Origin of the sequence: Streptomyces lydicus (assembly GCF_004125265.1) — a bacterium.
Classification (GTDB): domain Bacteria; phylum Actinomycetota; class Actinomycetes; order Streptomycetales; family Streptomycetaceae; genus Streptomyces; species Streptomyces lydicus_C.
Genome location: NZ_RDTE01000003.1, coordinates 2927406 through 2948267, shown reverse-complemented (window position 1 = coordinate 2948267; position 20862 = coordinate 2927406). Strand labels below are relative to the sequence as shown.

Annotated in this window: 17 protein-coding genes and 1 riboswitch; of the genes, 9 read left to right on the top strand and 8 right to left on the bottom strand. The window is 70.9% G+C overall.

From position 1 onward, the window contains the following. Positions 1–13 precede the first annotated feature (13 nt). A complete protein-coding gene (locus tag D9V36_RS15335) occupies positions 14–727 on the bottom strand; it encodes a M50 family metallopeptidase (RefSeq protein ID WP_129294266.1) in 714 nt (237 codons plus the stop codon). Between the two features lie 35 nt (positions 728–762). Here D9V36_RS15335 and D9V36_RS15330 point away from each other — a divergent pair, with 35 nt between their 5' ends. The 7 genes from D9V36_RS15330 (at position 763) to D9V36_RS15300 (ending at position 8643) form a co-directional block, all read left to right on the top strand. Beyond that, positions 763–1596, top strand: a complete 834-nt coding sequence (locus tag D9V36_RS15330) for an SOS response-associated peptidase (RefSeq protein WP_129294265.1) — start codon at positions 763–765, stop codon at positions 1594–1596. 218 nt (positions 1597–1814) lie between these two features. Next, positions 1815–2462, top strand: a complete 648-nt coding sequence (locus D9V36_RS15325) for an alpha/beta hydrolase family protein (RefSeq protein ID WP_241720880.1) — start codon at positions 1815–1817, stop codon at positions 2460–2462. Between the two features lie 411 nt (positions 2463–2873). After that, a complete protein-coding gene (locus tag D9V36_RS15320; RefSeq protein ID WP_206739827.1) occupies positions 2874–3569 on the top strand; it encodes a sigma-70 family RNA polymerase sigma factor in 696 nt (231 codons plus the stop codon). After that, positions 3566–3967: a mycothiol system anti-sigma-R factor gene (rsrA, locus tag D9V36_RS15315; RefSeq protein ID WP_129294263.1), complete on the top strand. Its 402-nt coding sequence runs from the start codon at positions 3566–3568 to the stop codon at positions 3965–3967. Before D9V36_RS15320 ends, rsrA begins: the two co-directional genes overlap by 4 nt. A 185-nt stretch (positions 3968–4152) precedes the next feature. Further along, entirely contained in the window at positions 4153–5733 is a 1581-nt protein-coding gene (locus D9V36_RS15310) for an HD-GYP domain-containing protein (protein WP_129294262.1), read from the top strand. Next, on the top strand, positions 5730–7115 hold the full coding sequence (locus D9V36_RS15305) for an HD-GYP domain-containing protein (RefSeq protein WP_129294261.1): 1386 nt from the start codon (positions 5730–5732) through the stop codon (positions 7113–7115). Before D9V36_RS15310 ends, D9V36_RS15305 begins: the two co-directional genes overlap by 4 nt. A gap of 526 nt (positions 7116–7641) precedes the next feature. Further along, positions 7642–8643, top strand: coding sequence for a tetratricopeptide repeat protein (locus D9V36_RS15300; RefSeq protein ID WP_129294260.1), 1002 nt, complete (start codon positions 7642–7644; stop codon positions 8641–8643). Positions 8644–8686: 43 nt separating this feature from the next. Here the strand turns inward: D9V36_RS15300 and D9V36_RS15295 are convergent, their stop codons facing one another. Beyond that, on the bottom strand, positions 8687–9916 hold the full coding sequence (locus D9V36_RS15295; protein WP_129291832.1) for an IS110 family transposase: 1230 nt from the start codon (positions 9914–9916) through the stop codon (positions 8687–8689). A 522-nt stretch (positions 9917–10438) separates the two neighbouring features. On the opposite strand from D9V36_RS15295, the gene def reads away from it, so the two are divergent. After that, entirely contained in the window at positions 10439–11083 is a 645-nt protein-coding gene (gene def, locus D9V36_RS15290; RefSeq protein ID WP_129294259.1) for a peptide deformylase, read from the top strand. 58 nt (positions 11084–11141) lie between these two features. Here the strand turns inward: def and D9V36_RS15285 are convergent, their stop codons facing one another. The 3 genes from D9V36_RS15285 to D9V36_RS15275 all read right to left on the bottom strand — a co-directional run bounded on the left by D9V36_RS15285 (position 11142) and on the right by D9V36_RS15275 (position 16703). Next, entirely contained in the window at positions 11142–13100 is a 1959-nt protein-coding gene (locus D9V36_RS15285) for a transglycosylase domain-containing protein (RefSeq protein ID WP_129294258.1), read from the bottom strand. 108 nt (positions 13101–13208) lie between these two features. Beyond that, positions 13209–14267 (bottom strand): ribonucleotide-diphosphate reductase subunit beta, encoded by a 1059-nt coding sequence (locus D9V36_RS15280; protein ID WP_129294257.1) that lies wholly within the window; start codon positions 14265–14267, stop codon positions 13209–13211. Beyond that, positions 14268–16703: a ribonucleoside-diphosphate reductase subunit alpha gene (locus D9V36_RS15275; RefSeq protein ID WP_129294256.1), complete on the bottom strand. Its 2436-nt coding sequence runs from the start codon at positions 16701–16703 to the stop codon at positions 14268–14270. It lies immediately after the preceding gene. 216 nt (positions 16704–16919) lie between these two features. Next, a riboswitch (cobalamin riboswitch) is annotated at positions 16920–16986 on the bottom strand. 160 nt (positions 16987–17146) lie between these two features. On the opposite strand from D9V36_RS15275, the gene D9V36_RS15270 reads away from it, so the two are divergent. Then, entirely contained in the window at positions 17147–17737 is a 591-nt protein-coding gene (locus D9V36_RS15270; protein WP_129294255.1) for a Uma2 family endonuclease, read from the top strand. Between the two features lie 73 nt (positions 17738–17810). Here the strand turns inward: D9V36_RS15270 and mctP are convergent, their stop codons facing one another. The 3 genes from mctP to D9V36_RS15255 all read right to left on the bottom strand — a co-directional run bounded on the left by mctP (position 17811) and on the right by D9V36_RS15255 (position 20818). Then, the gene (gene mctP, locus D9V36_RS15265) at positions 17811–19436 is read right to left on the bottom strand and encodes a monocarboxylate uptake permease MctP (protein ID WP_129298428.1); all 1626 of its coding nucleotides are present in this window, start codon (positions 19434–19436) and stop codon (positions 17811–17813) included. A gap of 59 nt (positions 19437–19495) precedes the next feature. Continuing rightward, a complete protein-coding gene (locus tag D9V36_RS15260; RefSeq protein ID WP_129294254.1) occupies positions 19496–19756 on the bottom strand; it encodes a DUF3311 domain-containing protein in 261 nt (86 codons plus the stop codon). 300 nt (positions 19757–20056) lie between these two features. Then, positions 20057–20818: a GntR family transcriptional regulator gene (locus D9V36_RS15255; RefSeq protein WP_129298427.1), complete on the bottom strand. Its 762-nt coding sequence runs from the start codon at positions 20816–20818 to the stop codon at positions 20057–20059. Between the last annotated feature and the right edge of the window lie 44 nt (positions 20819–20862).

The window sequence follows — 20862 nt, the reverse complement described above, 5'->3', positions numbered from 1 at the left end:
CGGGCGTTGGGCGTCAGAGGCCGAGCAGCCAGCGCCCGCCGCCCATCAAGGAGCACAGCGTCACCACGTGGAAGAGGCCGAGCCAGAGGGCCGCCGGGACATGGGTCAGGCGCGCCAGCTGGTCCGGGTCGGAGTCCACCGCACCCCCGCGACGCCGCTTGCCCATCAGCTCGAACGGCGGCCGCACCCCGCCCAGCAGCAGGAACCACACCACCGCATAGGCGAACGCCGCCTGCACCTGCGCCGTGGTCAGCCAGGAGACCAGCACGAACGCGGCGCCGGCCAGCACGACGGTGAGCACGCCGTACGCGTTACGGATCATGATGAGCATCGCCAGCAGCAGCGCGGTCGCGCCCCACAGCAGGGCCGTGATGTGGCCCGCGGCGAGCAGCGCGGCGCCCGCCAGACCCAGCAGCGACGGTGCGATGTAGCCGGCCGCGGCGGTCAGCACCATGCCCAGACCGGTCGGCTTGCCGCGCGAAACGGTCAGACCTGAGGTGTCCGAGTGCAGCCGGATGCCGTCCAGGCGGCGGCCGGTGAGCAGGGCGATCAGGCCGTGTCCGCCCTCGTGGGCGATGGTGACGGCGTTCCGCGACAGCCGCCAGGCGGTGTGCGGGACGACGGCGCCCAGGGCGAGCACCGCCGTGATGATCACCAGCCAGAGCGACGGGGCCGGCTGGGTCCCGAAGACTCGGCTCCATATGTCGGTGAGGTGGTCGGTGTCCATGTCTCCCCTTCGTGTGGCATGGCAGTGTGGCATGCATGTGTGGCAGGTATGCAGCGAGTCGTCGCCCCGAGGACCTGGTGGGAACTTTCGGCGTTCAGCAGTGGGAGACGGCGGAGACCCTGGCGCCCAGTTGGAACGTGGCGCCGACGGACCGGGTGCACGCGGTGCTCGAACGTCCCCTCAAGGGCGCGGCGGCAGGCTCCGCCGCGCCGGACGGCCCGGTGCGCCAGCTGCGGACGCTGAAGTGGGGCCTGGTCCCGTCGTGGTCGAAGTCACCCGAGGCCGCCGCGAAGATGATCAATGCGCGGGCCGAGACGGTGCACGAGAAGCCGTCCTTCCGGCAGGCCTTCGCGACCCGGCGGTGCCTGCTCCCCGGGGACGGCTACTTCGAGTGGGTCACCGACGCCGCGGAGCGGCAGCTGGAGGAGCAGGGCCGGAAGAAGCGGCCCCGTAAGCAGCCGTACTTCGTGACGCCCGCGGACGGGTCCGTGATGGCGATGGCCGGGCTCTACGAATTCTGGCGGGACCGGACGCTGCCCGGCGACCATCCGCTGGCCTGGTGGGTGACCTGCACGGTCGTCACCACGGAGGCCGAGACCACCCCGCTGGCGGGGGCTTCCGGCGACGAGGGGCCGCAGTCGCTGGCCGAGATCCACCCCCGGATGCCGCTGGTGCTGACACCGGACCGCTGGGACGCCTGGCTCGACCCGACCCGCACCGACCCCGACGAGATACGTGCTCTGCTGGCGCCGCCGCCGGCCGGGATGATGCGCGCCTATCCCGTCCCGACCGGGGTCAGCAATGTCCGCAACAACGGGCCCGAGCTGGTCGCCGAGCTCGACGGTCCGGAGGTGGGCACGCTGTTCTGAGGCGTGTCCGGGCCGTGGCGGGCGCCGGTGGCGGGGCGGCCCGGGCCCGTGGGCCTTCCGTGGTGCCGCGCGCCGGTCCGTGGTGCCGGGCGGGTGCCGTTCGTGCCAGGCGGGCGTCTGCCGTGTCGCGCGGGTGTCCGCGGTGTCGCGTGGGTGTCCGCGGTGTCGCGTGGATGTCCGCGGTGCCCGTCCGGCCGTGGCACGGGCAGGATGGGCGTATGAGCACTGGCGCGATGGAGACCGAGACGGTCGGCACACCGGCGGGCGACGCCCGGATCACCTGGCACCGCGATGCCACACCGGCACGGGCCGTGGTGGCCGTGAGCCATGGCGCCGGCGGGGGCATCGAGGCCCGCGACCTGCGGGCCCTGGCGGCCGCGCTGCCGGCCCGCGGGTACACCGTGGCGCTGGTCGAGCAGCCGTGGCGGGTGGCGGGCAAGAAGCTGGCGCCCGCGCCGAAGACCCTGGACTCCGGATGGACCGCGCTGTGGCCGGCGCTGGAGAAGCCGGGGCTGCCGGTGGTCGCCGGCGGCCGCAGCGCCGGGGCCCGGGTGGCCTGCCGTACGGCGCGGGACCTGGGGGCGCAGGCCGTACTGGCGCTCAGCTTCCCGCTGCATCCGCCGGGCAGGCCGGAGAAGTCCCGGGCGGACGAGCTGACCGGGGCCGGGGTACCGACGCTGGTCGTCCAGGGCGGCCGGGATCCGTTCGGACGGCCGGAGGAGTTTCCGCCGGGGACGGAGATCACCGAGGTGGCGCACGCCGACCACGGCTTCGCGGTGCCGAAGAAGGCCGGCGTCGGCGAGGCGGAGTCGATGGCCGTGATCACGGACGCGGTGGCGGCCTGGCTGGACGGGATGTTCGGCTGACGGCTCGCTGCCCTTCCGGGCCAGCCCTCCGCTCCCTTCCGGGCCAGCCCTCCGCTCCCTTCCGGGCCCGCCCTCCGCGCGCTCCCCTTTGCCGGAGAGGCAAGCGGGCTTGCCACTCCGCAGGCGACCGCCCGCGGCCGGCCGCCTGCCCTTTCGACCACGCTTCCGGGAATGCCGCGCCGCATGCGGCTGTTGTGCCAGGCGTAGTACTCGAGTACGTCCGGTGAAGCACGAGGAAGAGGAGTCCGCCGCATGGGAATCGCTTGCCCGGCCCGCCCGGCCGCCGACCTGCCGTGGTCGCAGATGCAGGTGACACAGCCCGCCCTGGCTGGAGCGGCGGCCGCACCGGATCGTCGTCTATTCTCCGAATCGGGTGGGTCCGCATCCGGATCCAGGACGGTGTTGGAGGAGGTGGGTCCGGTCACCGGTACCGACGCAGGGACCGACGGCACGGCTGAGAACAAGGCTCAGGAGAGCACCGCCGAACGCAACGCGCGCTTCGAGCGGGACGCGCTGACGTTCCTGGACCAGATGTACTCCGCCGCGCTGCGCATGACGCGCAACCCGGCCGACGCGGAGGACCTGGTGCAGGAGACATACGCCAAGGCGTATGCGTCCTTCCACCAGTTCCGAGAGGGCACCAACCTCAAGGCCTGGCTGTACCGCATCCTCACGAACACCTTCATCAACTCCTACCGCAAGAAGCAGCGCGAGCCCCAGCGCAGTGCCGCCGAGGAGATCGAGGACTGGCAGCTGGCGCGCGCCGAGTCGCATATGTCGACGGGGCTGCGCTCCGCGGAGTCCCAGGCGCTCGACCACCTCCCCGACTCCGATGTGAAGGCCGCGCTCCAGGCGATCCCCGAGGAATTCCGTATCGCGGTGTACCTGGCGGATGTCGAGGGGTTTGCGTACAAGGAGATCGCGGACATCATGGGGACACCCATCGGCACGGTGATGTCCCGACTGCACCGGGGCCGGCGCCAACTGCGCGGCATGCTGGAGGATTACGCCCGTGAGCGCGGGCTGGTCCCGGCGGGGGCGGCGACCGCGGACCCGCAGTCCGCGCGCACGACGGAGTCGCACGACCGGAAAGGCTCGGGATCATGAGCTGCGGAGAGCCGCACGAGAAGGACTGCTCAGAGGTCCTTGACCACCTCTACGAGTATCTCGACCGGGAGATGCCCGAAGGGGAGTGCGCAGATTTCCAGGTGCATCTCGACGAATGCTCGCCGTGCCTGGAGAAGTACGGCCTGGAGCAGGCGGTCAAGAAGCTCGTCAAGCGCTGCTGCGGCCATGACGACGTCCCCAGCGACCTGCGCTCCAAGGTGATGGGCCGGATCGATCTCATCCGGGCCGGGGAGACCGTGCCCGAGGTGAGCGTGCTCGAACAGGCCAAGAAGGAACAGGCGCAGCGCGAACAGGCGGCGGCATCCGAGGAGGGGACCGGGCCGTCCGGGGCGGCCGGTTCCACCGATGCACGGAGCCGGACCGCACGAGCCGAATAACGCGGCCCATCACCCTAAGGGGTGAGGGGCGGGCCGATTCGTCCCGCCCGATCCGCTGATGCACCTTCCCGGGTGCGCCGGCCCCTCTATTCTCACCGGACCCCAACGCACTGCGGAGGCAGGGCGAGGGGTCCCTCTGCTCCCCAAGAGCGCGGGGGAGCGGCGGGCACGGTGAGGAGGGCGCGATGCGGGAACTACCGGCGGCCGCGCGGGGGTATATCGGCTGCGCCGTGCTGGCCGCGGCGCTGTGTGCCGCTCCGGCGTCACGGCTCGGCGCCGGCGCCCCCTGGCGCAGCGCGCTGGCCCTGGCCGCCCTGTACACACTCTGCGAACAGCTGCACCGCTGCCCGTTGGCGGGCGGCCGGATACCGTACGGCGCGGGTTCCGCGGGGGCGCCCGGGACCTTGGTCGCAGGCTGGGCCAGCCCCGTCCTGCTCGCCGGGGTCTTTCTGCTGCCGCCGCCCCTGGCCGCACTGGCCGCCGTCCCCGGAGCGCTGACCGGTCCGGCGAAGGAGCGCTCGGCCGGCGCCCGCAGGCTCTGGCACGCCGCAGAGGCGGCACTGGCCTGCTCCGCGGCCGCCCTGGTCTTCCGGGCCCTCGGCCACCACCCGCTGTCCGCACCGCGGTTCCCCGTTCTGCTGCTGCCGGCAGCGGCCGCCGCCACCACCTTCTGCGCGGTGTTCGTGGCGCTCGACGGCGGCGTGCTGGTCGCCGCCGAGCGGCACCCCCTGCGCACCGCCTGGCGCGGGGCGCTGTCCCGTTCGCTGGGGCCGCATCTGGTGCACGGCCTGGCCGGGCTGATGATGGCGGTCCTGTGGCGCAGCTCGTACGGGCCGACGGCGGCGCTGCTGGTGCTGCTGCCGATGTGCCTGTCCTGCTGGGTCTTCGCCCAGTACCACCGTGAACGCACCGCCCACCAGGCGACCATCCGCGCCCTCGTCCAGGCCGTGGACATCAAGGACCGCTACACCCGCGGGCACAGCGAGCGGGTCGGGCGCGCCTCGGTGATGATCGCCAGGGAGCTGGGCATGGCCGAGGACCGGGTGGAGGTGCTGCGGTTCGCCGGCATCCTGCACGACGTCGGCAAACTCGGCGTCCCCACCCGGCTGTTGCGCAAGGACGGGCCGCTGACGCCGCAGGAGCGCCGGGTCATCGAGCTGCATCCCGAGTACGGACACGAGATCGTGCGCGGGATCGGCTTCCTGGGCGAGGCACGGGCGGCGATCCTGCACCACCACGAGCGGCTGGACGGGCGTGGCTACCCCTACGGGCTGATGGGGCATCAGATCCCGGAATGCGCCCGGGTGGTGGCGGTCGCGGACGCCTTCGACGCGATGACTTCGACCCGCTCCTACCGCCGGGCCCGTCCGGTGCCGGCGGCCGTGGCGGAGCTGCGCAAGTGCGCCGGGGCACAGTTCGACCCGCGGATGGTCCGGGCGCTGGCGGCGTCGCTCGACCGGTACGGCTGGCACCCGGACCTGGTGACGGCGGCGGACGCGGAGCCCGGTGCGGTGCAGGAGGAGCCGGGAGCGGCCGGCCGGCAACCGGAAGCCGTCACCCCGCAAGGAGCCGGTGCGGCGGAGGGGGCCGGAGTGACGGAGGGGGGCGTTGGTGTGGTGCCGGGGGCCGGTGTGGTGCCGGGGGCCGGTGCGGCGCCGGGTGGGGCCACGGCACAGGGATCCGGGGAGCCGGGCGCCGGCGGGCGGCGACCGGTCCGGCGGTCGGAGCCGCGCCCCGAAGAGGCCGGCCGGAAGGGCCCGCGATGAGCGGCACCCCGGAGCGAACCCGGCAATCCCGGCAACCCCGGCCGCCCCGGCCGGCCCTGCCACCCCGGCAGTCCGGGAGCCGGGCGGCGGACGGCCGCGCCACCCGCCCCGGGGCGCGTGCCGCACGGGGCGGCGCCGTGATCGCCGCCGTCTACGCCCCGGCCTGCGCGCTGGCGTGCTGGTCGCTCGGACGGACGCTCTGGGAGGGCCTGGCCGAGCCGGGGATCGCGCTGGCCTTCGGGCTGCTGACGGCGGTGGGCGAGCTGGTGGGCCGGGGTGCCCGGACGGCGGCCGGGGGGCGCGGGCCGGGGGAGCGGGAGGGCGCCCCGCTCGGCGCGGCCGGCGCCCTCGCGTACGCGCTGCTCGGTGAGGCCGGCGGGCGGGCGACGACCCATGGCGTACCGCAGACCGTGGCCGTGGTCCTGGCGGCCGGTCTGGTCGGACTCGTCCCGCAGGTCGCCCGCGGCCGGGGACCGGCGCTCGACCACCTCGCCCGCCGGATCCTGACCATCGGGTTCGCCGCCACCTGCTTCCAGCCCCTCTACAACACCGGGACCCTGAGCAGCTGGGGGGCCTCAGGACCGGTCTACCCGCTGTTCCTGACCGGCCTGCTGGCGCTGACCGCGCTGTGTGACGCGGTGCTGGCGGCCGCGCTGGCCCGCGCCCGTACCGGCTGGCCGTACGGGCCGCTGCTGCGCGACGAGTTGCGGGCGCTGCCCGGCACCGGCTCGGCGATCTGTGCCACCGGAGTGGTGATCTCGCTGGCCACCGCGGTGGTCGGGCTCTGGGCGCTGCCGGTCTTCTGCCTGCCGCTGCTGCTGACCCAGTTCGCCTTCCGCCGGTTCGCGGCCGTGCGCACCACCTACCGCCAGACCATCGCCTCGCTGGCCCGCTCCACCGAGATCGCCGGCTACACCCCGCACGGCCACGCCCGCCGGGTGGCCGCGCTCAGCCGCGCCGTGGGCCGTGAACTCGGTCTGAACGAACCGGACCTGGACGTGCTCGAATACGCCGCGCTGATGCACGACATCGGCCAGCTCTCGCTCCTCGACCCGGTGCCGGACGGCGCCACCGCGCCGCTGCCGCCCGACCGGCAGCGCCGGATCGCGCTGCTGGGCGGCGCCGTGGTCCGGCAGACCGGGGTTCCCGCCGAGGTCGCGATGATCGTCGAGCGGCAGGCCGATCCGTACCGGGACCAGCCGGTCACGGCGCGTATCGTCCGCACCGTCAACGCCTACGACGATCTGTCGGGGGAGTCGGCGGGGCCGGGCGGTTCGCTGCGCGCCCTGGAGCGGCTGCGGCTGGCCACTGCGCAGGACCACGAGCCGCGGGTCGTCGAGGCGCTGGCCAGGGTGCTGGCGTGCGGCGGCCGGGCGGTGTGAGACGTAGGGACGCAGGTCCGAGACGGCGGTGCGTGGGGGCGGTGCGGAGCGGCGCTGTGAGAGGCCGGCGTGAGTTGCCGGTGTGAGTTGTCGGTGTGAGATGGCCGACTCCTCCGGGGGTGCGGGACGGGCGGCGCCGGTCGTCCGGCGTACGCCGCCCCGCCCCGGATCTGTATGCCCTGGTAAGGCGGGAAACGGTCCCCGGCCGGTCAACGGCCGCCCCGGGGAGCCCGTCTCCCCGCTGCCGACCCCGCAGTGCCGCCGCCCCGCTGTCACGGAGCGCCGGATGTCACGGAACCCATGGGTAATGAGCGCCCTCCGAGATGGGCATGGTTGGATGCGAAGGAAGCCCCTTTCAGGGGGTTCGGGGGGTCGGCGAAGGGCAAGGAGCCGCAGGGGGACCAGCAAACCAGGCTGAGCCCGACGGCAATCTGTGGCAGGTTGTCGAGTGGGCCCCTCAGACGGCCCCGGACGCCGCTCGGCACCCCACCGCAGTGGCACCAAGAGCAACCAGCAGGCGGGAATCGTGAGGATCTTCGGCAAGGTACGGCATCGGCCCTCCGCCTCGTGGCGGCAGGCGACCGACCGCGCTTTCACGCTGATCGGCGACGGCCGTTACGAGGACGCGGGGGCGCTGCTGACCCGCGCCGCGGACATGGAGCCGTGGCTGTCCGAGTCCTGGTTCAACCTCGCCCTGCTGCACAAGTTCCGGCACGACTGGGACCAGGCCAGGGCCGCCGGTCTGCGCGCGGTCGCGCTGCTGGACCGCGAGGCCGGGGCGCCCGACTGGTGGAACGTCGGCATCGCCGCCACCGCCCTGCAGGACTGGCCGCTGGCCCGCCGGGCCTGGCAGGCCTACGGCCTCAAGGTCCCCGGTGAGGGCTCGCCGTCCGGCGAACCGCTCGGCATGGCCCTGGGCAGCGCCGCCGTCCGCCTCTCCCCGGAGGGCGAGGCCGAGGTGGTCTGGGGCCGCCGGCTGGACCCGGCCCGTATCGAGGTGCTCTCCATCCCGCTGCCGTCCTCCGGGCGGCGCTGGGGCGAGGTGGTGCTGCACGACGGCGTCCCGCACGGCGAGCGGACCATCGCATCGGGCGCCGACGGCGCCACCCGGGCCTATCCGGTCTTCGACGAGATCGAGCTGTGGGCGCCTTCCCCGGTCCCCACCTGGGTGGTGCTCCTGGAGGCCGCCACGGAGGCCGACCGGGACGCCCTGGAGCGGCTGGCGGCCGACGCGGGCTTCGCCGCCGAGGACTGGTCGTCGTCGGTCCGGCTGCTGTGCCGTACGTGCTCGGAGAGCCGGATGCCCAGCGACGAGGGCGACGGCGAGCATCTGGACCCGCACGACCACAGCGAACCGGGCCACCCCGGACCGCTGGGCCACCGCACGGCGGGCTCGGGCTCGCTGTGGGTGCCTGAGCGCGAGTGCGGTATCGCGGCGCCGTCCGCCCTGGTGCGCGGTCTGCTGGACGGCTGGGTCGCGGACAGCCCGGACACCCGCGAGTGGCGGGATCTGGAAGAGGTCTGCTGAGCGCCGGGGCACGCCCCCGTAGACACCTCAGGGAGTTAACTCGTCAAGCGGCGACCGCGAGTGCGACGGGGAAGGCTGCGTCCTCATCGAACAGCTTCCGCTGCTGGAGGCAGTGGTAGAGCTGGCCCAGCATGCGATTAAACAGGTTCCTCTGGGCGGATGCGTGCCAGTCTCCGTGGTCGTCTCGGCGTCGCCGGTAGTGGGCATTGGCGCCGGGTGAGGCAGTGATCGCGGAGAAGGCCCAGAGATAGCCGGCGTGGTTGAGGCGGTCGTTTTTCACCCAGCGTCGGGTGATGGACGACTTCTTCCCGGAGGCTCTGGTGATGGGTGAGGAGCCGGCGTAGGCCTTCAGGCCGCGGGCGTCGGCGAACCGTGTGCGGTCGTCTCCGATCTCGGCGAGCACCCGGGCGCCGAGCTGGACACCGAGTCCAGGGAAGCTGAGCAGGATGTCAGCGTCCGGGTGCTGAGGGAAAGCCTCATCCACCGCCTTGGCCAGGTCGTCGGCGGCGGTGCAGGCGGCGTCCAGCTGCCCCAACAGGGCGAGCATTTGCTTGCCGAGCGCGTCCTCGACCAGCGGCGGCTGATGGGCCCAGTCGGCGCGGAAGACCTCACGTAGCCGCACAGCCTCGGCCTCAATGCCGCGCTTGCGGCCGGCGCGCTTGAGCGCGGCCTGGATCTGCGTGCGGGTCAGCCGGGCGGCCCTGGCGGGGGTGGGGGCGGTCTTCATGAGTTCCCGGGCCTCGGGCCGGCACAGGCCGTTCGTCCAGGTAGAGAAGGCGTCCAGCGCTGCGGGGTAGTACTCGCGCAGGAGCGAGCGGAGTTGGTTGGAAAGCTGCTGCCGGTTCCAAATCGCGTCCTGCTGAGCGCGGGCGAGGACAGCGATGGCTCGGGCCAGGTCCGAGTCGTTCGGCAGGGCCCTGTGGGCGTGCATGTCGGTCCGGAGCACGTTCGCGAGGACGAGAGCGTCGCCATGGTCGGACTTCTTGCGCGAGACGCTGTGCCGATCGCGGTAGCGGGCGGCGGCCATCGGGTTGATCGCGAAGACCTGGCGCTTGCCGGTCCGCAACACCGCCACCAGCAGGCCCCGGGACGTCTCGATCGCCACCGGGATCGGGGCGTCCTCGGTGTCGCCGTGCTCGGCGAGCAGGTCCAACAGCGACTGATAGCCGGCTGCGTCGTCGCTGATGCGTCGCTTGGCCAGCAGTTGGCCCGAGTCGTCGACTAAGGCGACGTCGTGATGCCGTTCCGCCCAGTCGATTCCGCAGTAGATCAAGTTTTTCCCTCCCCAGGGCGCGGGTGTTTGCGCTGGTCACGAGCGCATGCGGGCCACGCAGCGACCTAATCCCAGGCCTCAACCACAACGGGCCGGGCCGACACCTCAGTAGCAGTTCGTGGCACCAGCTCACCCCACGGGCCTCGGTCTATGCAGGAGCTCAAATGGCTCGGGCAATTCGAGAGGTCACCGCGCGGCGGGCTCGTACCACGAAGATCAACGAGCGACTACCGCTGATGGTGGTGGCGGCCACGAGGACGCCGGACGCTGCCGCTCTGAGCAAAGGCATCTATGCCTGGCTGCGAGAAGGCCTCCGTCCGGCGCCCACGCGACCGCCACCACCCTGAGCACCAGGACCGCGCACGCGATCTACGGGAAGGCATCACGTGCCCAGCTGTAGGCAGATGTCACGGCCCGGCGCTCGAACAATCCCCAGGAACCTTGGTCCCGGGGGACCGCCGCTAACTACGGATTAGGCTGTAGGGCGACTACTCAGGGTTTTCAGGAAGGCGTACGGCGGAGATGGCCCAGCAGCCTGTTTTTGATCAAGACGGTGATCAGCGCGTGGACGAAGCATTCATCGATGACGTCACGGACGCGGAGGAGCGGGAGACCGCCCACCGCGAGCGCGGCACCTCGCGGCCGATCACGGTCGTCGGCAACCCCGTGCTCCACAAGGAGTGCAAGGACGTCACGGAGTTCGACGACCGGCTCGCGCAGCTCATCGACGACATGTTCGCCAGCCAGCGCACCGCCGAGGGCGTGGGCCTGGCCGCGAACCAGATCGGTGTGGACCTGAAGGTCTTCGTCTACGACTGCCCCGACGACCAGGGCGTCCGGCACGTCGGCGCGATCTGCAACCCGGTCCTGGACGAGCTGCCCGCCGAGCGCCGGATCCTGGACGACTCCAACGAGGGCTGCCTGTCCGTGCCCGGCGCCTACGCCTCGCTGGCCCGCCCCGACTACGCCGTGGTCCGCGGCCAGGACGCCAAGGGCGAGCCGGTCGCCATCGAGGGCACCGGCTTCTTCGCGCGCTGCCTGCAGCACGAGACCGATCACCTCTACGGCTACCTCTACATCGACCGGCTCAGCAAGCGGGACCGCAAGGACGCCCTGAAGCAGATGGCCGAGCTGGAGCCGCGCTACCCCGTCGTCGCCAACGACTGACGCCAGGGCCTGTCGGGCACCCGGCCGGCGGCCGGGCGCCCGGAAGACGGGAGCGCGATCACGAGCTCTGCTGGTAGGCGTTCCAGACCTTCGGCGGGAGGGCCGTCCCCAGCCCGGTGCCGGAACCGCCGACGCCCTGCAGCGGCAGCAGATCGGGCGCGCCCGGTTTGTTGCGGAACATGGTGACGGCGGTGGTCGGTTCGTCTCCGCCACCGGCGCCGGGCGCCGGTTCGGGGCGGACAAGGCTCCCCTTCTCTCCTCCGACGGTGGGAACGGAGCCGAACTCCGGGCCGCCGCCCCTGGGGCTGCCGATGAACCACGCGGACTTCATCCGGTCGCCCGGCTCCGTGCGGCCGGCCGCGACCGCCTGCCCGGACGCCGCGTCCGGCTGCCCCACGGAGCGCCGGCCGACTCCCTCCAGAACGTTGGACACCTGCTGGGCGACCCCCGCGTCGAGGACCTGTACGGGCTCGCGGCGGTGGAAGCCGGGCACCTTCTTGCCGTCGTGGGTCATCGAGGTCACCGCGTAGGGGTCGGTGTGCAGCCCGCCGTTGACGAAGGTGGTGTAGGCGCTCGCCATCCGTATCGCGCTGGGGGCCGAGGTGCCCAGCGGGAAGGTCTGCTCCAGGCGGGCCATGCTCTCCTCGCGCAGGCCCGCTTCCACCGCGAGATCCCGGATCCGTTCCAGCCCGAGCTGCTGCCCGGCCTGGACGAACGGAGCGTTCTGGGCCTTCAGCAGACCCTCGCTCAGATTCCCGAACCCGGCCTTCCGCCGGGCCGCCGCCGCTTCCGCGGTGTCCGGGGCGGCGCCGTCCGGCCGCTGGAGCGCGGCCGCCAGCACGAACGGTTTGAAGGCGGAGCCGGCCGGGACCGCCGTGGTGTCCGCGTTGTTGCTGAAGTGCCGGGTGGCGTCCGCACCGCCGTAGACGGCGACGACCGCCCCGTCCTTGGGGCGTACGGACGCCGCGCCGAACTCCACATAGTTGTCGGCCGCGCGCTTTTTGGGATCGATGGTGTCCCGGCGGACGTCCTTCACGGCTTTTTCCAGCCGGTGGGTGCGCTGTTTGTCGAAGGTGGTGTGAATGCGGTAGCCGCCGCGCGCCAATTCCTTGTCGGTCAGGCCGGTATCGGCCTTGATGAACTTATTGGCGACATCGACGAGATAGCCGGTCTGGCCGGCCTGGCTGGTGGGTTTCGACAATCCCCGGGGCTCCGGGAAGGTGCGGTACTTCGCCCGCTCCTCCTGGCTCATCTTCCCGGTGGCGACCTGCCGGTCGAGTATCCACTTCCACCGGGCCACCGCCCGCCGGTGATTGGCCGCGCTCAGCCCCGGATCGTACTGTTCCGAACCCTTCAGCAGGGCCGCCAGCACGGCGCCCTGACTGGGGTCCAGGTCCTTGGCGTCAATGCCGTAATACGCATGGGAAGCGGCCTGGATACCGTACGAACCACGGCCGAACCAGCTGGTGTTGAGATAGCCGCGCAGAATCTCCTGCTTGGACTTCTGGTTGCTCACCTTCAGCGAGATGATGAATTCCTTCACCTTGCGGGTGACCGTCTGGTCCTGCGAGAGATAGGTGTTCTTCACATACTGCTGGGTGATGGTGGAGCCGCCCTGGGTCTCCTCGCCGGAGACCATGTTGACGAGGGCGCGCCCGATGCCCTGGAGCGAAACACCGGCGTCGCTGTAGAAGGTGGCGTTCTCCGCCGCGATCACGGAATTCTCGACGGAGTCGGGCACCTTGTCGAGGGTGACGTTCTGCCGGTTCACGGCGCCGACGCTCACCATCTGGCTGCCGTCCGCCCAGTAATAGACGCTGGCCTCCTGACCGGCGAGCGCATTCTCACCCGGTATGCCGACCTGTGCGTACACCACGGCGAACAGCCCCGCCAGACCGCCCACGCAGAGCGCGACGGCGCTCAGCCACTGTCTCCATGACGGCAGCCAACGGCGCGGACCTTCCCGCCCCTGACGTGGATAGTCGATGAACCGACGACGCCCCTTCGTGCCCTTCATACCCGAGTAGATGTGGCGGCCCCGGCTCCGGTTGCGGAGGTAACAGAACGCTCACAAACGGCGGGTGGGCGGGACGAAGAGGCGTCGCGGTACGTCTTCCAGAACCTTCTAGAAGTCGTCGTCGAAGGAGACCGAGCCCTCGACGGCTACCTGGTAGGCGGACGCCCGGCGCTCGAAGAAGTTGGTCAGCTCCTGGACGTTCTGCAGCTCCATGAAGGAGAAGGGGTTCTCCGATCCGTAGACCGGCGCGAAGCCGAGCCGCTGCAGCCGCTGGTCGGCGACGCACTGGAGGTATTCGCGCATCGAGTCGGTGTTCATGCCCGGCAGGCCGTCACCGCACAGGTCGCGGCCGAACTGCAGCTCCGCCTCGACGGCCTCCTTGAGCATCTCGGTGACCTGCTGCTCCAGCTTGTCGTCGAAGAGGTCGGGCTCCTCCTCGCGGACGGTGTCCACGACCGAGAACGCGAACTCCATGTGCATGGACTCGTCGCGGAAGACCCAGTTGGTGCCGGTGGCCAGGCCGTGCAGCAGGCCCCGCGAGCGGAACCAGTACACGTACGCGAAGGCGCCGTAGAAGAACAGCCCCTCGATGCAGGCCGCGAAGCAGATCAGGTTCAGCAGGAAGCGGCGCCGGTCGGCCTTGTCCTCCAGCCGGTCGATCTTCTCGACCGAGTCCATCCAGCGGAAGCAGAACTGGGCCTTCTCCCGGATGGACGGGATGTTCTCCACGGCCGCGAAGGCGGCGGCGCGGTCGTCCGGGTCGGGAAGGTAGGTGTCCAGCAGCGTCAGATAGAACTGGACGTGCACGGCCTCCTCGAACAGCTGCCGGCTCAGGTACAGCCGCGCCTCGGGGGAGTTGATGTGCTTGTAGAGCGTCAGCACGAGGTTGTTGGCGACGATCGAGTCACCGGTCGCGAAGAACGCGACCAGTCGGCCGATCATGTGCTGCTCGCCCGCCGAGAGCTTCGCGAGGTCGGCGACGTCGGAGTGGAGGTCGACCTCCTCCACGGTCCAGGTGTTCTTGATCGCGTCGCGGTAGCGGTCGTAGAACTCGGGGTACCGCATGGGGCGCAGCGTCAGCTCGAAGCCCGGGTCGAGGAGGTTCTTGGTGCCGGTGGTGGCGGTGTGCGTGGCCGCCGCGGTGGTGGTGGTCTGGTCGATGGACATTTACTGGCAGGCCTCGCAGGACTCGGGGTTTTCCAGGGAGCAGGCGACCGCCTCGGGGTCGGTGGCCTGCTGCGGTACGGGGGCGGTGGCGGCGGCCGAGGTGCCGCGTGCCGACTGGGCGATCCGGGTCGCCGGCCGCGACCGCAGGTAGTACGTCGTCTTGATGCCGCGCTTCCAGGCGTAGGCGTACATCGAGCTGAGCTTGCCGATGGTCGGCGACGCCATGAAGAGGTTCAGCGACTGGCTCTGGTCGAGGTAGGGCGTACGGGCCGCGGCCATGTCGATCAGCGAGCGCTGCGGGATCTCCCAGGCGGTGCGGTACAGCGCCCGGATCTCCTCGGGGATCCAGGTGACGTCCTGCACCGAGCCGTTGGCCTCGCGCAGCGCGTCCCGGGTCCGGGCGTCCCACAGCCCCAGCGCCTTGAGCTCTTCGATCAGGTAGGCGTTGACCTGCAGGAACTCACCGGACAGCGTCTCGCGCTTGAAGAGGTTGGAGACCTGCGGCTCGATGCACTCGTACACGCCCGCGATGGAGGCGATGGTCGCGGTCGGCGCGATCGCCAGCAGCAGGGAGTTGCGCATGCCGGTGGCCGCGATCCGGGTGCGCAGCGCCGCCCAGCGGTCCGCCCAGCGCGGCTCGGCGTTGGGGTAGTGGTCGGGGTGCAGCACCCCGCGGGCGGTGCGGGTCGCGGACCAGGCCGGGTGCGGGCCGTGCCGTTCGGCGAGGTCGGCCGACGCCTCGTAGGCGGCGAGCATGATCCGCTCGGAGATCCGGGTCGACAGCTCCCGCGCCTCGGGCGAGTCGAAGGGCAGCCGCAGCCGGAAGAACACGTCCTGCAGGCCCATCAGGCCCAGACCGACCGGACGCCAGCGGGAGTTGGAGGTCCCGGCCTGCTCGGTCGGGTAGAAGTTGATGTCCACGACACGGTCGAGGAAGGTGACGGCGGTACGGACGGTCGCGTCCAGCCGCTCCCAGTCCATCTCGCCGTTGTCACCCAGGTGCGCCGAGAGATTGACCGACCCCAGGTTGCAGACCGCGGTCTCCCCGTCGTTGGTCACCTCCAGGATCTCGGTGCACAGGTTGGAGGAGTGCACGACCTGGCCGGGCTCGGCGGTCTGGTTGGCGGTGCGGTTGGCGGCGTCCTTGAACGTCATCCAGCCGTTGCCGGTCTGCGCCAGGGTGCGCATCATCCGGGAGTACAGCACCCGGGCGGGGATCTGCTTGAGCGCCCGGCCCTCGGCCTCCAGCTTGCGGTAGGCGGCGTCGAACTCGTCGCCCCACAGGTCCACCAGCTCGGGGGCGTCCGAGGGCGAGAACAGCGACCAGTCGGCGTCCGCCTCCACCCGGCGCATGAACTCGTCCGGGATCCAGTGGGCGATGTTCAGGTTGTGGGTGCGACGGGCCTCCTCACCGGTGTTGTCGCGCAGCTCCAGGAACTCCTCGATGTCCGCGTGCCAGGTCTCCAGGTAGACGCAGGCGGCGCCCTTGCGCCGGCCGCCCTGGTTCACGGCCGCGACCGAGGCGTCCAGGGTGCGCAGGAACGGCACGATGCCGTTGGAGTGCCCGTTGGTGCCGCGGATCAGCGAACCGCGGGCGCGGATGCGGGAGTACGACAGGCCGATGCCGCCCGCGTGCTTCGAGAGCCGTGCGACCTGGTGGTAGCGGTCGTAGATCGAGTCCAGCTCGTCCAGCGGCGAGTCCAGCAGGTAGCAGGACGACATCTGCGGGTGGCGGGTGCCGGAGTTGAACAGGGTGGGGGAGGAGGGCAGGTACGACAGCGAGCTGGTGAGGCGGTAGAGCTCGGCGACGTCGTCCAGGGCGCGCTCGCTCTGGTCTTCTGCCAGGCCGCAGGCCACCCGCAGCAGGAAGTGCTGCGGGGTCTCGATGACCTGACGGGTGGTGGGGTGGCGCAGGAGGTAGCGCGAGTGCAGGGTGCGCAGCCCGAAGTAGCCGAACCGGTCGTCGGCACCGTCGGCCAGCGCCCGCTCGACCAGCGCGTCCAGCCGGGCCGCGTGGGTCGCCACGAACTGCGCGGTCTCGTCGGCGATCAGGCCTTCGCGGTGGCCGGTCGCGACGGACGCGGAGAACGAGACGGCGCCCTGGCCGGCGGCCTCCTCGGCGACGGCGAGGGTGAGCAGACGCGCGGCGAGCTTGGAGTACTGCGGCTCGTCGCCGATCAGTCCGGCCGCGGCATCGGTGGCCAGCGACCGCAGTTCGGCCTCGTCCGAGCCCGCGTGCCGGCCGCGCAGCGCGGCGGCGGCCACCTTGCCGGGGTCGGTCGCGGTCAGGTCCTCGGTCAGCTCGGTCAGGGTGCGCAGCAGGGCGACGCCCGGACCGTCCTCGCCCGCTCCGTTGCCGGCAGCAGCGGCAGGCGTGGCCACCACGGGCGGTGCGACCTCGGCGTCTGACGCGGGCTCCGTTGGCGCGATGGTCACGTGATGCTCTCCCTCACTCGGCGGGGGCCGGGAGGGGAGGGACGCGACGGGCGCACGCGGGCATGCGGCACCCCGAAAACGTCAGGGGTGCGCGGGCACACCACGCGGCGTCCACCGGCCCAACCCTCGGGGCCCGGACGTATCGACACCCGCACCCATGGCGGTGCGGACGTACCATCGGCAGGTCCTCGGACTACACGAGCGCACGCCACAGCCGGTGTCCGGCCGGTCGAGCGCGCTCCCACACCGTTGCGGGACAGTTCCGGATTCGCACCGGATTCCCCTGCGGCGACAGCGAGGACGAGCATACATGTGGGGGTGGCTCCTCATGCGCACCCCCACATCTAGTGTGTCGTGAGTGATCACACAGTGTCTGTCAGTGGCTTCGGCTAGGGTCGGTGACACGTTCTCTGTTCCGTCCCGTGGAAGAAGGAGAAGGCCTCATGACCGCGCTCGCCGACCCGCCGCCGCACATCATGGAGACCGAGCATTTCGAAGAGGCCGCCCGGATACTCGCCCGCCTGGAAGAAGGCGCGCGGTTGGAACTCATCGACGGGAAGGTCAAGAGCAAGCCCATGCCGGACGGGGATCACGGACGGATCATTCAGTGGTTGCTTCGCATCTGCATGCAACACAGGCCGGAGCTTTTTCTCGATCCGAATCAGGGCCTGAAGGCGGAGGCCTACCGGAAGGGCCGCCTTCGTCCGGACGCCTCTCTCGTGCCGTGCGATGCCTTCGTGGGCCAGGGTGAATGGGCGGACCCCGACCCGGTGCTCATGGTCGTCGAAGTCACTTCACATGACTCGGACACCGAGCAGCGCGACCGAGTGGAGAAGCCCCGTGCGTACGCGACGACCGGTATCCCGCTGTACTTGTTGATCGACCGCCAAGCTTGTCAGATCGTGGTCTACAGCGAACCCGATGACGGCCGCTACGAGACCATTCATACCGTGCCGTTCGGCAAGGTGCTTCACCTCCCCGACCCCGTCGGCATCACCCTCGAAACCGAGCAGCTGAAGGACTGGGTGGGCTGAACGGCGAACGCCAACGGGCCGCCGTGCTCCCGGAGGAACGCGGCGGCCCGTGAAGGGTGCGGCAGCGGGTGGCTCAGTGTCCGGCCGGTGCCCCTGCCGTCGCCGGCGGCAGATCGACGGTGACGCCCTTGTCACCGGCGTCCGCCGTGTAGTCGGCGGGGCTGGTCTCGTCGATGCCGTCGGGGGCGCCTGCGGCCTTCAGGGCGAAGGTCAGGACGACCGTGACCACGAGGTTCAGCGCGAAGGCGGTGAGGCCGATGTAGCCGATCTCGCCGATGCCGGGGATCTCCTTGCTGGAGCCGCCGAAGTGCTTCTGGGTCGGGCTGGCCACGCCGTAGGCCGCGAGCGTGCCGTAGAGCATGCCGACCGCCCAGCCGATCAGCAGCGCCCAGCGGTGGAACCAGCGGGTGAAGAGCCCGCCGACCAGGGACGGCATGGTCTGCAGGATCCAGATGCCGCCCAGCAGCTGGAAGTTGATCGCGACGGTCTTGTCCATGGTGAGGACAAAGACCAGCGCGCCCACCTTCACCAGCAGCGAGACCAGCTTGGCGACCTTGTGCTCCTGCTCGGGCGTGGCGTCCGGCTTGAGGAAGTCCTTGTAGACGTTGCGGGTGAACAGGTTCGCCGCGGCGATGGACATGATGGCCGCGGGCACCAGCGCGCCGATGCCGATCGCGGCGAATGCCACACCGGTGAACCAGCTCGGGAACATGTCCTCGAAGAGCTGCGGGATGGCCAGCTGCGGGTTGCCCTGGATGTCCGTGCCGGCCTTGACGGCCATGAAGCCGAGCAGCGCCAGCAGGCCCAGCATCAGCGAGTACAGCGGCAGGATGGTGGTGTTGCGCCGGATCACATTGCGGCTGCGCGAGGACAGCGTCGCGGTGATCGAGTGCGGGTACATGAAGAGCGCCAGGGCCGAGCCGAGCGCCAACGTCGCATACGCCCACTGGTTGTTGGCGCTGCTGATCAGTTCGCCCCGCGGTTTGCCGGGGACCGGTCCTGGCTGGGCGAGCGCCTTGCCGGCCGAGTCGAAGATCGCGTCGAAGCCGCCGAGCTTGATCGGGATGTAGATGATCGCGACGGTGATGACGAGGTAGATCAGCCCGTCCTTGACGAACGCGATCAGCGCCGGCGCCCGCAGACCCGAGGAGTAGGTGTACGCGGCCAGCACGGCGAACGCGATCAGCAGCGGAAGGTCCTTGACGAACCAGTTGGTGTGCTCACCGCCGCCGATGCCCATCACGTCCAGGACGGCCTGGATGCCCACCAGTTGGAGTGCGATGTACGGCATCGTGGCGAGGATGCCGGTGAGCGCCACGGCCAGCGACAGGCCCTTGGAGCCGAAGCGGCCGCGCACGAAGTCGGAGGTGGTGACATAGCCGTGCTTGTGCGAGACCGACCACAGGCGGGGGAGGAAGGTGAAGATGAGCGGGTAGACCAGGACCGTGTACGGCACGGCGAAGAATCCCGACGCCCCCGCCGCGTAGATCGCCGCCGGTACGGCCACGAAGGTGTACGCCGTGTAGAGGTCGCCGCCCAGCAGGAACCACGTCACCCAGGTGCCGAAGCTGCGGCCGCCCAGCCCCCATTCGTCGAGGTTGGCGGACTGCTCGGCCTTGCGCCAGCGGGCGGCCAGGAATCCCATGACCGTCACGGCCAGGAAGAAGAAGACGAAGACGGCGAGTGCCACGCCGTCGATGCCCTTGGTGGAGGAAGCGGCAAGCGCCTCGGAGGCGCCCGTCGCGATCGCGGTGGGAGTCACTGGGCCGCACCGCCCTTGCGGGCGCGCTGCTCACGCTGTACGAGCTGGTACGCGATCATGGTGAGCACCGTCGAGACCAGCACCCACGCCATCTGGTACCAGTAGAAGAACGGGATCCCGATGAGCTTCGGCTCGATCCTGGCGTACGAGCTCACCCACAGCAACGCCACGAACGGAGCGATCAGGCAGACCCCGGCCACCACGCGCGTGGGGGTGATCACCTGTCTGCGATCCGGCGATTCGACTGACTGTGTCATGGCCATGGCTCCGTCCCCTGGGCTGTGGCTGTCTCCTGTGAAATGCCTGGAAATCTATGGCAGGGCCGTGGCGCGCGTCACTAGCTGTCCGCATATCGGTATGGAGAATCCACCTGCGGACAGCCCGTGGGGCGGCCGATGACCTGGTTCATCCCGGTTGGTACCGGAATTGCCGCAGTGAGGGCGGGGTGGGAGCGCCGAGAGGTGCATCGCCGTACCCCCGGGGGGGGGCGGGGATCGTTCGTCGGGAGGGCTGGCGCCCATGTAGCGGCCCTCCCGTGCGGCCCTCCCGCGCGGTGCTCAGTCCGTCGGGCGGCGCAGTCGGGCGACGAACTTGTAGCGATCGCCCCGGTAGACCGAGCGCACCCACTCCACCGGCTGTCCCTGTGCGTCGAGCGAGTGCCGGGAGAGCATCAGCATCGGCAGGCCGACGTCCGTGCCCAGCAGGCCGGCCTCGCGCGGGGTGGCCAGCGAGGTCTCGATGGTCTCCTCGGCCTCCGCCAGGCGGACGTCGTACACCTCGGCCAGCGCGGTGTAGAGGGAGGTGTACTTGACGAGGTTGCGGCGCAGCGCCGGAAAGCGCTTCGCCGACAGATGGGTGATCTCGATGGCCATCGGCTCGCCGCTGGCCAGCCGCAGCCGCTCGATGCGCAGCACCCGGCCGCCGGTGGCGATGTCCAGCAGGCCGGCGAGCTGGTCGTCGGCGGTGACATAACCGATGTCCAGCAACTGGGAGGCGGGCTCCAGGCCCTGGGCCCGCATGTCCTCCGTATAGGAGGTCAGTTGCAGCGCTTGGGACACCTTGGGCTTGGCGACAAAGGTGCCCTTGCCCTGGATGCGCTCCAGCCGGCCCTCGACGACCAGCTCCTGGAGGGCCTGACGCACCGTCGTGCGCGAAGTGTCGAACTCCGCGGCGAGGGTGCGCTCGGGCGGGACCGGGGTGCCGGGCGGCAGGGTCTCGGTGATCTCCAGCAAGTGCCGCTTCAGGCGGTAGTACTTGGGTACCCGCGCGGTCCGCGTGCCGCCGCCGCTCTCGGCACCGTTGCCCCCGTCCGTCTCCATGACCCGCCTCTCCGACTCCTGTCGCGCTGCCGTCACCGGCTCCT

Coding starts and splice junctions, on each gene's coding strand:
- D9V36_RS15335 (WP_129294266.1), bottom strand. CDS start 727: ATGGACACCGACCACCTCACCGACATATGGAGCCGAGTCTTCGGGACC.
- D9V36_RS15330 (WP_129294265.1), top strand. CDS start 763: ATGTGTGGCAGGTATGCAGCGAGTCGTCGCCCCGAGGACCTGGTGGGA.
- D9V36_RS15325 (WP_241720880.1), top strand. CDS start 1,815: ATGAGCACTGGCGCGATGGAGACCGAGACGGTCGGCACACCGGCGGGC.
- rsrA (WP_129294263.1), top strand. CDS start 3,566: ATGAGCTGCGGAGAGCCGCACGAGAAGGACTGCTCAGAGGTCCTTGAC.
- D9V36_RS15310 (WP_129294262.1), top strand. CDS start 4,153: ATGCGGGAACTACCGGCGGCCGCGCGGGGGTATATCGGCTGCGCCGTG.
- D9V36_RS15305 (WP_129294261.1), top strand. CDS start 5,730: ATGAGCGGCACCCCGGAGCGAACCCGGCAATCCCGGCAACCCCGGCCG.
- def (WP_129294259.1), top strand. CDS start 10,439: ATGGCCCAGCAGCCTGTTTTTGATCAAGACGGTGATCAGCGCGTGGAC.
- D9V36_RS15285 (WP_129294258.1), bottom strand. CDS start 13,100: ATGAAGGGCACGAAGGGGCGTCGTCGGTTCATCGACTATCCACGTCAG.
- D9V36_RS15280 (WP_129294257.1), bottom strand. CDS start 14,267: ATGTCCATCGACCAGACCACCACCACCGCGGCGGCCACGCACACCGCC.
- D9V36_RS15270 (WP_129294255.1), top strand. CDS start 17,147: ATGACCGCGCTCGCCGACCCGCCGCCGCACATCATGGAGACCGAGCAT.
- D9V36_RS15260 (WP_129294254.1), bottom strand. CDS start 19,756: ATGACACAGTCAGTCGAATCGCCGGATCGCAGACAGGTGATCACCCCC.
- D9V36_RS15255 (WP_129298427.1), bottom strand. CDS start 20,818: ATGGAGACGGACGGGGGCAACGGTGCCGAGAGCGGCGGCGGCACGCGG.